The following is a 12,933-nucleotide window of genomic DNA, read 5'->3' on the forward strand; positions in this document are numbered from 1 at the left end:
CAGGGTCAAAGCGCCTTCACCGCCGCGAGCACCTCGTCGGCGTGGCCCGGCACCTTCACCTGCGGCCAGACCTTCGCGATCTTGCCGTCGGCGTCGATCAGGTACGTGGTGCGCACGATCCCCATGAAGGACTTGCCGTACATCTTCTTTTCCGCCCAGACGCCGTAATCCTCGCACAGCGTGCCCTCGGCATCGGACAGGAGCGGCACTTCAAGCTCCTGCTTGGCGGCGAAGTTCTCCTGACGCTTCACGGTGTCCTTGGAGGCACCGAGCACGGCCGCGCCCGCGGCTTCGAAGTCCGGCAGCAGGCGGGTGAAATCACGCGCCTCGTTGGTGCAGCCCGGCGTCGATGCCTTGGGGTAGAAAAACAGCACGACGGGCTTGCCGGCGTAGTCGGACAGCGAGACGGTGTCGCCGCCATCGCGGGGGAGGCTGAACTCTGGCGCTTTGGCGCCGACCTCGAGAACGGTATCTGCCATGTTCTTCCCTTCTTCTGGCTCTTGCCCTAATCACGGTCTACGCATTCAGAACCCGGATGGAAAGCACCGGCCCGCATGACCGCCCCGCCGCCTGAACGGCACGCCGAGACGTCACAGGATACCGCCCCGCGCAAACGCGGATGGCGGCCGCGCCGTTTGCATTTTCACCTCGGGATCTGGTCCATCCTCGCCATCGCCGCGGTCGGGCTGTTTCTGCTTCTGGCCTCCATGTCGCTGACCGGCCGGGCGATCGTGCTGCCCAACTGGGTGGCCGAGCGGGTGGAGACCGAGATGAATACGGCCATGCCGCAGGGATCGATCACCCTGCGCCGGATCGAGTTCGGGGTCACGCCCAAGGGCTGGCCGCGCCTGCGGCTGGTGGACGTCGGGCTTCGCGATGCCTCGGGGCTGGATATCGCGCAGCTCAACTCCATCGAGGGGGGCGTGCGCGTCGGCCCACTGCTGCGTGGCGAGTTGGTGCCGCGCACGGCGATCCTGTCGGGCGCCCAGATCACATTCCGACGACTGTCCGACGGCACTTTCGCGCTTCAGTTCGGGCGCGGCGGCACGGCCACCGGCAACCTTGCCGACATGCTCGACGCGATGGACGCGGTCTTCGTGGGCGGCATCCTCGAGGACGCGAGCCGGGTCGAGGCGCTGGGGCTCACCATCACGCTCGAAGACGCGCGTTCGGGCCGGCTCTGGCAGGTGACCGACGGGCGCCTGTCGGTGCACCAGACCGACCAGATCATCGAGACCCAGGTCACCTTCGACGTGTTCAACCAGACCGACGAACTGGCCGAGGTCGAGCTCAACCTGCGCTCGTCCAAGGCCGACAGCGCCGCCTCCCTGTCGGTCGACTTCTCCAATGCGGCCGCCCAGGACATCGGGGCGCAGACTCCGGCGCTGTCGTTCCTCAGCGTCGTCGACGCGCCCATCGACGGGGCCCTGCGCACCACGATCTCGGCCGATGGCAAGATCTCGGATCTCGCGGGTGCGCTGGAGATCAATGAAGGCGCGATCAAGCCGGAACCGGGCGCGACGCCGGTCGCCTTCGGCGGCGCGCGCGGCTACGTCGACTATGACCCGCAGAAGGATTCCCTGGAACTCTCCGGCCTGACCTTCACCTCCGAACTGGGCGAGATCGCGCTCGACGGCCAACTCCTGTTCACGAACTACCACAAGGACTGGCCGCAATCGATCCTGGCGCAGCTTCGCCTGAACGAGGCACGGCTGGTGACGCCGGAGCTCTTCGATGCCCCCGTGGTCATCGACCAGGGCTTCGCCGACATGCGCATCAACTTGTCGCCGTTCTCGATCGACTTCGGGCAGACCGTGCTCTTTCGCGGCGACACGCGCTACGAGATGACCGGCGGCGTGAGCGCGAAGGGCGACGACTGGAAATACGACATCGACCTGCGCTCGCCCGATTTCACGGTCGAGGAACTCAAGAAGGTGTGGCCCAAGACCGCCGGCAAACTCACCCGCGAATGGGTGGTGAAGAACCTGAACGGCGGGCGGGCCGAGGACGCCCATTTCGTGCTCTTCGGCAATTCCGCCGACAAGATGAACATGGTGCTGAGCGTGCACGTGGTGGACACGAACGTGCGGATGAGCCCGGACCTGCCGGTGGCCGAGGATGCGACGGGGACCGTGACGCTCGTGCGTGACCGGCTGGCCGTCGACATCTCGTCCGGCACGCTCACGGCGCCCAACGGGGTGGCGATGGACGCCTCCGGGACGACCTTCGTGATACCCGACGTCTTCGTCGAACCCGCCCCGGCCGAGGCCCGGATCGTCATGGAAGGTCCCGCGGATGGCGCGTTCTCGCTGCTCGAGGCCGAGCCTTTCACGGTGTTCGAGGGGACGGGCTACGGACCGGACGTGGCCGACGGCTACATGCAGATGCGCGCCGACGTGCGCTTCCTGCTGCTCGACCAACTGCCTTGGGAAGAGATCGACTTCGCCGTCGAGGGCGAGATGCGCGACGTGACCTCGGATCAGCTGGTCGCGGGCAGCACGCTGGCCGCCGACAAGCTGGACTTTACCGTCTCCCCGACGGAGCTCACGATCAAGGGGGCCGGCCGGCTCGGCGAGGTGGACATCTACGACGCCACCTGGACGCACCCGTTCGGCCCCGGCGCGGAAGAACGCAAGTCGATCATCACGGGCTCCGCGGCCTTCGGCGAGGCGTTGGTGCGCGAGCTCGACCTTGGTCTCGACCGTTCGATGGTGGTGGGCGACGCGCCGGCGGAGTTCACGCTGGAACTGCCCGAAGACGCTTCACCCATCCTGACCGCGCGCACCGACCTCGTGGGCGTGGGGCTGACGATCGCGGCGGTGGACTGGTCCAAGCCGCGCACCACGCCCGGTGACTTGACGCTGACCGCGACGCTGGGGCTCGACCCCTCGATCGACGCGATGCGACTGGAAGCGCCCGGCATGCTCGCCGAAGGCTCGCTCACGACCGCCGGCGGCGACCTTGAGCGCGTGGCGCTGAGCCGCGTGAGGGTGGGTGACTGGCTGGACGCGCCGGTGACGATGACCGGGCGGCCGGGCGCTCCGGTGGTCATTTCACTGGACGGCGGCCGGGTGGACCTGCGCAACGCGGGCTTCTCGATGAACGGTGACGGCGGGCCGAACCCGGACGCCTCGCCGCTCCTGCTCCGCCTCGACGAGGTGGTCGTCTCGGACGGCATCGCGCTTCAGAATTTCGCGGGCGAATTCGACCGCCGCAACGGCATGCGCGGTCCGTTCACCGCGCAGGTCTCGAACGGGGCGCCGATCTCGGGCAGCATCGCACCGGGCGAGCGGGGCGCGGTCTACCGCATCCGCGCCGATGACGGGGGCGCCGTGCTCAAGGGCCTGGGCGTCTTCAGCATGGCGCAGGGCGGCGACCTCCAGGTGCTTCTGCGCGCCAACGGGTCGTCGGGCAATTTCGAAGGCCAGCTCCAGATGAACGACACGCGGCTCGTCGATGCCCCGGTCGTGGCCGAGATGCTGTCGGCGATTTCCGTGATCGGCCTGCTCGACCAGCTCAATGGCCCGGGCATCGGCTTCACGGAGGTGAAGGCGCGCTTCAACCTGTCCGAAGAACGCCTGACGCTCTACTCGTCCTCGGCGGTGTCGGCCTCGCTCGGGCTGGCGATGGACGGCTATTACGATTTCGACACGAGCTCGCTCGACATGCAGGGCACGCTGTCGCCCTTCTACCTGATCAACTCGCTGGGCCGGGTGATGAGCCTGCGCGATGGCGAAGGGCTGGTGGGCTTCAACTTCACGCTCATCGGCCCGGACGACGACGTGGAGGTGGGGGTGAACCCGCTGTCGCTGCTGACCCCGGGGATGTTCCGGGAGATCTTCCGGCGCGAGGCCCCGCAACAAGTCACCGAAGAATGAGGCACGCATGACACAGGCAGAGGTGGGAACCCGGCTGTCGGAGTATGATTTCGACCTGCCGGAAGAGTTGATCGCGACCCGGCCCGCGCGCCCGCGCTCCTCCGCGCGCATGCTCGTGGCCGGGCCCGACACGATCACCGATGCCGGGGTGACGGACCTTGTCGAATGGCTGCATCCCGGCGACCGGCTGGTCCTGAACGACACCCGCGTGATCCCCGCGCGGCTCGAGGGCGTGCGACGGCGCGAGGGGGCCGAGGCGCGGATCGAGGTCACGCTGCTTGCCCCCGATGCCATGCCGGGCGCGTGGCAGGCGCTGGTGAAGCCGCTGCGCAAGGTGCGCGACGGCGAGACGGTGGAATTTGCCGGCGGGCTCGAAGCCACGCTCCTGGAGCGGCGCGAGGGGCAGGCGGTGCTGTCCTTCAACCTCACCGGAGAGGCCTTCGACGCGGCGCTGGCCGAGGCCGGGCGCATGCCGCTGCCGCCCTACATCGAGGCGCGGCGCAAGGCGGACGAGCAGGACCGCGAGGACTACCAGACCGTCTGGGCGCGCGAGACGGGGGCGGTGGCCGCGCCCACGGCGTCGCTCCACTTCGATGACGCGCTGCTGGCCGCGCTGGACAAGCGCGGGGTCGAGCGCACGCACGTCACGCTCCACGTCGGCGCGGGGACATTTCTGCCGGTGAAGGTGGATGACGTGCGCGCCCACAAGATGCATGCCGAATGGGGCGAGGTGACCGAGGCGGCGGCGGCTGAAATCAACGCCACCCGCGCGGCTGGCGGGCGGATCATCCCCGTGGGCACCACCGCGCTGCGCCTGATCGAAAGCGCCGCGTCCGGCCCGGGCGAGATCGCGCCGTGGCGCGGGCCCACCGACATCTTCATCCGGCCGGGGTTCGAGTTCCGCATCACAGACGGGCTGATGACGAATTTCCACCTGCCGAAATCGACTCTGATGATGCTGGTTTCCGCCCTCATGGGGATGGAGCGGGTGCGCGAAATCTACGCCCACGCGATCGAGGAGCGCTACCGCTTCTTCAGCTACGGCGATTCCTCGCTTCTGCTGCCCAACGGCTGAGCGGACCCGGGGCCGGGGCCCCGGGTCTTCGGCTCATTCTTCCTCGTACCACCACACGTCCGGCAGGAAGCCCTGCCAGTCGCCGTACATCGGCAGACGTTCCGGGTAGTGAAGTTCCTTGCGGTGGGCGATGCGCGAGACATCCGAATACCAGATCGGGATCACGTAACGGCCCGCGGTCAGGATCCGGTCGAGCGCCTTGGTGGCCGCGCGGCTGTCCTCGCGGCTGCGCGCCGACAGCATCTCGTCGATCATCGCGTCGATGGCGGGGCTTTCCACGCCCATCCAGTTGCGGCTGCCTTCCTGGTCGGCGGCCTCGGACCCCCAGTAGAGGCGCTGTTCGTTGCCCGGCGACAGCGAAACGGCACGCCAGAAGGACGTCATGTCGAAGTCGAAGCTGTTCGTGCGGTCCGTGTATTGCGCCGTGTCGACCGAGGTCACGGTCACGTCGATCCCGGCCTTGGCAAGCGCGCCCCGGTATATCTGAACGATCTTGCGATCACGTGCCGGGTTGCGGGTCGCGGTGGAGCTGATCAGGATTTCGAAGGTCAAAGGCTCGCCCTCGGCATTCGTCATCACGCCTTCCTTGGGCGTCCAGCCGGCTTCGGCCAGCAGGTCGAGCGCACGTGCAAGCCCTTCGCGGTTGCGCTCGGACCCGTCGGTTTCGGGCAGGGCGTAGCCGTCGATCGTGCCGGGCAGCACCTCGTCCTCGAACGGGGCGAGGAGTTCGGCCACACGGCCCTCGGCCGGTTCACCCACGTCCATGCCCAACACGGAGTTGGAGAAATACGACTGGATGCGCGGCTCGCGCCCGCCGTTCAGGGTCTGGTTGATGAACTCGAAGTTGAAGAGCTCGATCATCGCCTGGCGCACGCGCCAGTCGTCGAACGGCGCGCGGCGCGTGTTCATCACCAGCCCCTCGATCCCCGTGGGCCGCTGGTGCGGAATCTCCGACATCACAACGTCACCGTCCTGGACGGCCGGGAAGTCGTACTGCGTGGCCCAGCGTTCCGGGTTGCTCTCACGGTAGGTGTCGGCTTCGCCCGCCTTGAAGGCTTCGAAGATCACGTCGCTGTCGGTGTAGAAATCGTACCGGATCAGGTCGAAATTCGCCTGGCCCTTCATGAACGGCAAGTCCTTGCCCCAGTAGTCGGGGTTGCGTTCGAGTTCCAGGTAGCGGCCCTGTTCGAAGTCGCCGATCACGTAGGGGGCGCTGCCGATCGGTTTCACGGTGACACCGGAGCGCTCGAAATCCTCGCCCTCCCACTGGGCCTTCTTCAGGATGGGGCGCAGGCCCATGATGAGGGCGAGTTCGCGGTTGTCGGTGTTGAAGGTGAACCGGACCGAGCGCGGGCCGGTCTGTTCCATGCTCTCCACCGCGTTCCACGTGCCGCGGTAGCGCGGGTGGCCGCGCGTGCCCAGCGTCTCGAAGGTCCACATCACGTCCTCGATCGTCACCGGCGAGCCGTCCGAGAAGCGCGCTTCCTCGCGCAGGGTGAATTCGACCCATTCGCGGTTCGGCCCCGTCTCGACGGATTCGGCCAGAAGCCCGTAGAGCGTGAAGGGTTCGTCGTAGTTCCGGCCCAGGAGGGACTCGAAGATCATGAACCGCAACTGCCACGGCGCGGAGCCCTTGGTGATGACCGGGTGCAGCGAATCGTAACTCCCCGATTCGGCGAAGGTAATCTGCCCGCCCTTGGGCGCATCCGGGTTCGCCTGGGGCAGATGTTCGTAGTCGGGGGGCAGGGCCGGGTCGCCGTACATGGCGATGCCGTGCATCGGCTCGGCAAGACCTGGCGCACCCGCGACGCCGACGGCGAAGGCAAGGGCGAAACCCCGCATATGTTGGGTGAATCGGCGGATATCTGCGACTGTCATGGAATTGGGTTCCTCTCTGCGCCTGCGCTTTTGGCCGAGACTAGAGGCCGACCCGTGACTTTTCAAACTTTTAGCTTGGACTCTGAAGTCGTGCGTTCTATATTGAGGGCACTGCTCGATAGGTTTCTTGCCTGTATGAAACCTGCCTCAATGACTGAACGCCGGCCTCTGTGCCGGCGTTTTTTTTGGCCACGCGGCGTGCACCGTCACAGGACGCCGGCCACCAGGCTCCAGGCGATCGCCAGCATCGTGAGGCCGATGACAAGGTCGAGCACTTGCCAGGCCCGCGCCGAACGCATGAGGGGCGCGAGAAGCCGCGCGCCGTAGCCCAGCCCGAAGAAGAACACGAAGCTCGCCGTGACCGCACCGGCCCCGAAGACGATGCGCGCCGACCAGTCCGCGTATTGCGTGGACACCGCGCCGATGAGGCCCAGCGTGTCGAGGTAGACATGCGGGTTGGCCCAGGTGAAGGCCGCGGCGATGGCCAGCGTGCGCATGAGCGAATGATCGCGGCCCGCGATCTCCATCGCCTCGCCGCCGCGCCAGGCCGCGACCAGGCGGGTGATCCCGTAGACGGTGAGAAAGGCCGCGCCGCCCAGGCTCATGACGAGGGGCAGGGCGGGCAATGCCTCGACCAGGGCGCCGAAGCCCGCGACCCCGGCGGTGATCAGGACCGCGTCGGAGGCCGCGCAGAACAGGCACAACCAGAAGACGTGGCTTTGCAGAAGCCCCTGGCGCAGCACGAACGCGTTCTGCGCCCCGATGGCGAGGATCAGCGAAAAACCCGTGGCAAATCCCGTGAGGGCGGGCGTCATGCCTGCCCGGGTTTGGGTAGGGGCGTGCCGCCCTCGTCGCTCGCCGTGTCCTTCTTGTTCGGATAGACGAGCCCGGCCGAGATCACGAGCTTCGCGGCGTCCTCGACGCTCATGTCGAGCAGGATGACCGAGTGGCGCGGCACGAAGAGCAGGAAGCCCGAGGTCGGGTTCGGCGTGGTCGGCAGGAAGACCGAGATCAGGTCTTCATCGACCGGGATCTTCTTGTCGATCTCGCCCTTGGCGGTGGTCGAGATGAAGGCGATCGCCCAGATGCCCTTGCGCGGATACTCGACGAGGCAGGCCTTGTCGAACTTGGTGTCCGATTGCGCGAAGACGGTTTCTGCGATCTGCTTCAGACCATTGTAGAGCGAGCGCAGGACCGGGATGCGGTCCACGATCTGTTCGCCCCAGGTGATGAACTGACGGCCGATGAGGCCCTTGGCGATCCAACCCACGAGCACCGTGAACATCAGGAAGATGATCACGCCCAGCCCGCGCACGTTCACCGTCACGTTTTCGCCGAAGACGGCGATGAACCACTCCTTGTCGCCGAAGTAGCGCTGGATCAGCATGTCCGGGTGGTAGCTCTTCGGCACGAAGGGCAGGACCCAGCTGTCGATCCAGCCGACGAAGGACCAGATCAGCCAAAGGGTGATCGCGATCGGGGCGACCACGATCAAGCCGGTGAGGAAATTGTTGCGAAGCCCCGCGAAGGGCCGCCAGCGGCGGCGGGAATCGCCGGGGAAATTGTCTTTCGTCATTCGATGCCGGGCCCTGATGTTCTTGACATATCTATGCGCCGCAGCGCGGCGCGGCAATGCCAAGTGACCCGGGGTGCTTCACATTTCTGCGCCGTGCCCGTCACGCGGGCAAAGTGGTGAGCGCCTTGGCGATCTCAGCGCCCAGGCGCGCGTTGTTGAGGACCAGCGCGATGTTGGACTCGAGCGAGCGGCCCTCGGTCGCGGTGAAGATGTGGTCGAGCAGGAAGGGCGTCACGTCCTTGCCGCGCACACCGGCCGCCTCCGCGGCTTCCAGGGCTGCCCGGATGATCGGGTCGACCACGTCGCGGGGGATTTCGGCGGCCTCGGGGATCGGGTTGGCGACAAGCTGCCCGCCCGACAGACCCATCGCCCGGCGGGTGCGCGCCGCACGCGCGATCTGCTCCGCGGTGTCCATGCTGAGGGGGGCGGCAAGACCGGATTCCCGCGACCAGAAGGCCGGAAACTCGTCCTGGCCCACCGCGATCACCGGGACGCCTTGCGTTTCAAGCACCTCGAGCGTCTTGGGCAGGTCGAGGATCGCCTTGGCGCCCGCCGCCACGACCGTAACCGGCGTGGTGGCCAGTTCCGCGAGGTCGGCCGAGATGTCGAAGCTCGTCTCGGCCCCCCGGTGGACGCCGCCGATTCCGCCGGTGGCGAAGACCTCGATCCCGGCAAGGTGCGCGGCGATCATGGTGGCCGCGACCGTGGTGGCCCCGGTCCCGCCAGTTGCGATGCAGGCGGACAGGTCGGCGCGCGACAGCTTTGCCACGTCGCGCGCCCGGGCGAGCCTGTCGAGTTCCTCGTCGCTCAGCCCGACGTGCAGGCGTCCCGCGATCACCGCGATGGTGGCCGGCACCGCGCCCGCCGCGCGGATCTCGGCCTCGACGCGGCGCGCGGTCTCGACGTTCTGGGGGAAGGGCATCCCGTGGGTGATGATGGTGCTCTCGAGCGCCACGAGCGGCGCGCCGCTTTCGCGGGCGCGGGCGACCTCGTCGGAATAGGTGATGTCGATCATGTCGCGTCTTCTCCGGATACGTAGCGCGCGGCGGCTGCCAGGGCGGCCCGGAGCGCGGGGGCCCCGGTCTCGCCGCGCAGTTCGGCGGCGATATGGGCCGCCATGAAGGTGTCGCCCGCGCCGGTGACGCGCTTTTGCGGCACGCGGGGCGGGGTTTCGCTCATCGTGCCCGCCTGGTCGCCAAGGGCCGCGGGGCGCGACCCGTCGGTGACGAGCGCGCGCGTCGCCCCGGCTTCCACAAGCGCCTGCGCGGCGCCGTGGGCGGTGTCGAAACGGCGGTCCAGGATCAGCCCGGCCTCTTCGAGGTTGACGTAGAGCGTGGCGCCGGGGTGGTCGAGCAGGGGAGCAAGCCGCGTGGCCTTGCCCGGGCTCGCAGGCGCGATGCGCAGGTCGGCGTCACGAAACGCGGGGTGACGGGCGAGGTCCGTCAGAAGCGCCGCCGTCAGGTTCCCGTCGAGCGCCACGGCGCCCCGGTAGGGCGCGTCCTCCGAGCCCAGCCGACCGTCGAAGAGCGGCGCGAGGATGCGGTCCCCGGCCTCTTCCAGCGAATGCGCATCGCAGAGCGCGGCGACAAGCCCGCCCCGGTCCTCGATCGCGAGATAGCTGTCGGTGGGCAGGCGCGCGTCGCGGAGCAGATACTCGGTGAAGAGCCCCATGTCGTCGCAGGCCACGATCAGCTCTTCGCCCTCGGGGTCGGTCCCGACGGCGGACAGAAGCGCGGGGGCCAGCCCGAAGCGCTTCAGCGTCATCGCGATGTTCAGCGCCACGCCGCCGGGCAGGCGCACGATGCGCCCCGGCATGTCGTTGCCCGGCCGCATCGCGGCCCCGGTGCGACCGACCACGTCCCACAGGACGCTGCCGATGCAGAGAATATCAGGGGAGTCGCTCATGAACGGCTTTTGGCAACCCGGCGGGAAAACCGCAAGCGGGCAGGGCGCGTGTCAGGACTTGATGGGATAGCGGTCCGGCTCCTCGAACACGTCGATCACAACCGCGCCCGCCTTGATCCGCGCGCTGTGCGGCACGCCCGAGGGCAGGTCCCAGCTGTCGCCGGGGCTGTAGGTGCGGGTGTCGCCCCCGATGGTCATCTCGAGCTCGCCCGACACCAGCGTGCCCCATTGCGCCTTGTGGCTGTGTTCGGGCAGGTCGAAATCCTGGTGAAAGGTGAAGAACACGACCAAACCGGCGTCGGAGCGGATCGCGCGCGCCTCGACCACGTCTTCGGGAAAGGGTATGTCGAGCGCGGGAAACGCGCGGATGAAGTGCGGGTAATCCATCTGAGTCCTCCGGGAATGCACCGTCGGCGGGCCCTTGGGCCGGGCCGCCCGACCCGATCATACCCGACACTCGGCGAAAACAAGCGCAAATGCGTCGAAAACCCTTGCGTTCGCGCCCGAAGAGCCGTAATGGCCCGACTACTTCACAGGCGGGGTTTGGGCCTTGCGGGGAGAAATCCCGTCAGGTCCGCCGGTTGGGAACGTCATGCACGCATGGCGAACCCTCAAGACCCCGCTCAGGCGCAAACCGGAAAGGACCAAGGACATGGCGCTCCCTGAATTTTCTCTGCGTCAGCTGCTCGAAGCTGGCGTTCACTTCGGCCACCAGACTCAGCGTTGGAACCCCCGCATGGGCGAGTTCATCTACGGTGAGCGTAACGGCATCCACATCTTCGACCTGACGCAGACCGTCCCGATGCTGGACGCCGCGCTCAACGTGATCCGCGAAACCGTGGCGAAGAACGGCCGCATCCTCTTCGTCGGTACCAAGCGTCAGGCCTCCGCGCCGATCGCCGAAGCCGCCGAGAAGTCGGCCCAGTATTACATGAACCACCGCTGGCTGGGTGGCACGCTGACCAACTGGCAGACCGTGTCGCAGTCGATCAACCGCCTGAAAGAGTACGACGAGCGTCTCGCCGGCGGTGCCGAGGGTCTCACCAAGCGTGAGCGCCTGGGCATGGAACGCGACCAGGCCAAGCTGCAGGCGTCGCTCGGCGGCATCCGCGAAATGGGCGGCCGTCCCGACCTTCTCTTCGTCATCGACGTGAAGAAGGAAGACCTGGCCGTCAAGGAAGCCAACAAGCTGGGCATCCCGGTCGTGGCCGTGGTCGACTCCAACTGCTCGCCGGAAGGCATCGACTACATCATCCCGGGCAACGACGACGCCGCCCGCGCCATCGCGCTTTACTGCGACCTGGCCGCGCGCGCCGCGCTCGACGGCATGGCCGGTCAGCTGGAACAGGCCGGCATCGACGTTGGCGCGCTTGAAGAAGCGCCCACCGAAGAGGCCGTGGCAGAGAACGCATCGGCCGAAAGCTGAGCCCTGTCACAATCCTGATACCGGGGGCGGGCAGACCGCCCTCGGACCCGTTTCGTCGGGTCCCCGAATTCTACGAAGGAGAGCCAAGATGGCGATCACAGCCGCACAAGTGAAAGAACTCCGCGAAATGACCGGCGCGGGCATGATGGATGCCAAGAAAGCGCTGACCGAGAACGACGGCGACATGGATGCCGCGGTCGACTGGCTGCGCACCAAGGGTCTCGCCAAGGCCGCCAAGAAATCCGGCCGCACCGCCGCCGAAGGCCTCGTGGCCGTCGCCGTCGAGGGCAACACCGGGATCGCGGTCGAGGTGAACTCGGAAACCGACTTCGTCGCCAAGAACGCCGAATTCCAGGGCATGGTCGCCAAGATCGCGAATGCCGCCCTGAAGCTCGACGACGTGGAAGCGCTCAAGAACGCCGACGTGGACGGCAAGGCCGTGGCCGACATGATCACCGACGCGGTCGCCAAGATCGGCGAGAACATGGGCGTGCGCCGCATGGAGAAGCTGACCGGCGAAACCATCGTGTCCTACGTTCACAACGCCGCCACCGACGGCATGGGCAAGATCGGCGTTCTCGTCGCCATGAACGGCGGTGACGAAGCCTTCGGCAAGCAGGTCGCCATGCACGTGGCCGCCGCCAACCCGGCCGCGCTGAACGAAGCCGAGCTGGACGCCTCCGTGGTCGAGAAAGAGCGCCAGATCCAGATCGACATCGCCCGTGAATCCGGCAAGCCGGAGCAGGTGATCGAGAAGATGATCGAAGGCCGCATGAAGAAGTTCCTGAGCGAAGTGACGCTCCTGGGCCAGAACTTCGTCGTGAACCCCGACCTGACCGTCGAGGAAGCCGCCAAGGAAGCCGGCGCCGAGATCACCGGCTTCATCCGCATGGAAGTCGGCGAAGGCATCGAGAAAGAAGAAGAGGATTTCGCTGCCGAAGTGGCCAAGGCCGCGGGCGCGTAATCTTTCGGATAGGCCGGGCAGGGGTCCGGCCCATACCAGTCAAACCCGGTGCTTCGGCGCCGGGTTTTTCTTTTTTATCAGCAACTTGTTTGGCTTTTTTTAAGGTGGGACAGGGTGGCCCTGTAATCGCAGGGACCCTATCCCGTGTTCCAACGGCAATAATGCCACCACTCACGGAACGGAGACACACTCTCGCATTTGAGGCCGGGACTCCAGTAAGGTTAACCGTAC

Annotated in this window: 11 protein-coding genes; 4 read left to right on the forward strand and 7 right to left on the reverse strand. The window is 67.0% G+C overall.

The window, feature by feature from the left end:
- Window positions 1–5 precede the first annotated feature (5 nt).
- Entirely contained in the window at window positions 6–479 is a 474-nt protein-coding gene (bcp, locus tag GQE99_RS09465) for a thioredoxin-dependent thiol peroxidase (RefSeq protein ID WP_161351341.1), read from the reverse strand.
- A 156-nt stretch (window positions 480–635) separates the two neighbouring features.
- On the opposite strand from bcp, the gene GQE99_RS09470 reads away from it, so the two are divergent.
- A complete protein-coding gene (locus GQE99_RS09470) occupies window positions 636–3,878 on the forward strand; it encodes a YhdP family protein (protein ID WP_161351342.1) in 3,243 nt (1,080 codons plus the stop codon).
- 7 nt (window positions 3,879–3,885) lie between these two features.
- Complete coding sequence (queA, locus tag GQE99_RS09475; RefSeq protein WP_161351343.1) at window positions 3,886–4,953, forward strand: tRNA preQ1(34) S-adenosylmethionine ribosyltransferase-isomerase QueA; 1,068 nt, start codon at window positions 3,886–3,888, stop codon at window positions 4,951–4,953.
- Between the two features lie 33 nt (window positions 4,954–4,986).
- On the opposite strand, the gene GQE99_RS09480 is transcribed toward queA, so the two are convergent.
- From GQE99_RS09480 to GQE99_RS09505, 6 genes are all read right to left on the reverse strand, one after another.
- Window positions 4,987–6,795 carry an extracellular solute-binding protein gene (locus GQE99_RS09480; RefSeq protein WP_161351344.1) on the reverse strand — a complete coding sequence of 603 codons (1,809 nt, stop codon included), beginning with the start codon at window positions 6,793–6,795 and terminating at the stop codon, window positions 4,987–4,989.
- Between the two features lie 242 nt (window positions 6,796–7,037).
- Window positions 7,038–7,646: a LysE/ArgO family amino acid transporter gene (locus GQE99_RS09485; RefSeq protein WP_161351345.1), complete on the reverse strand. Its 609-nt coding sequence runs from the start codon at window positions 7,644–7,646 to the stop codon at window positions 7,038–7,040.
- Window positions 7,643–8,407 (reverse strand): DUF502 domain-containing protein, encoded by a 765-nt coding sequence (locus GQE99_RS09490; protein WP_161351346.1) that lies wholly within the window; start codon window positions 8,405–8,407, stop codon window positions 7,643–7,645. Before GQE99_RS09490 ends, GQE99_RS09485 begins: the two co-directional genes overlap by 4 nt.
- Before the next feature lie 100 nt (window positions 8,408–8,507).
- Window positions 8,508–9,422: a pseudouridine-5'-phosphate glycosidase gene (locus tag GQE99_RS09495; protein ID WP_161351347.1), complete on the reverse strand. Its 915-nt coding sequence runs from the start codon at window positions 9,420–9,422 to the stop codon at window positions 8,508–8,510.
- The gene (locus tag GQE99_RS09500; protein WP_161351348.1) at window positions 9,419–10,312 is read right to left on the reverse strand and encodes a PfkB family carbohydrate kinase; all 894 of its coding nucleotides are present in this window, start codon (window positions 10,310–10,312) and stop codon (window positions 9,419–9,421) included. The genes GQE99_RS09495 and GQE99_RS09500 overlap by 4 nt, the downstream gene beginning before the upstream one ends.
- A 51-nt stretch (window positions 10,313–10,363) precedes the next feature.
- The gene (locus GQE99_RS09505; protein ID WP_161351349.1) at window positions 10,364–10,699 is read right to left on the reverse strand and encodes a cupin domain-containing protein; all 336 of its coding nucleotides are present in this window, start codon (window positions 10,697–10,699) and stop codon (window positions 10,364–10,366) included.
- Between the two features lie 265 nt (window positions 10,700–10,964).
- Here GQE99_RS09505 and rpsB point away from each other — a divergent pair, with 265 nt between their 5' ends.
- On the forward strand, window positions 10,965–11,738 hold the full coding sequence (gene rpsB, locus GQE99_RS09510; RefSeq protein ID WP_161351350.1) for a 30S ribosomal protein S2: 774 nt from the start codon (window positions 10,965–10,967) through the stop codon (window positions 11,736–11,738).
- 88 nt (window positions 11,739–11,826) lie between these two features.
- Window positions 11,827–12,702 carry a translation elongation factor Ts gene (gene tsf / locus GQE99_RS09515; protein ID WP_161351351.1) on the forward strand — a complete coding sequence of 292 codons (876 nt, stop codon included), beginning with the start codon at window positions 11,827–11,829 and terminating at the stop codon, window positions 12,700–12,702.
- Window positions 12,703–12,933 lie beyond the last annotated feature (231 nt).

It is taken from the genome of Maritimibacter harenae (assembly GCF_009882975.1).
In the GTDB taxonomy this organism is placed as follows: Bacteria; Pseudomonadota; Alphaproteobacteria; order Rhodobacterales; family Rhodobacteraceae; genus Maritimibacter; species Maritimibacter harenae.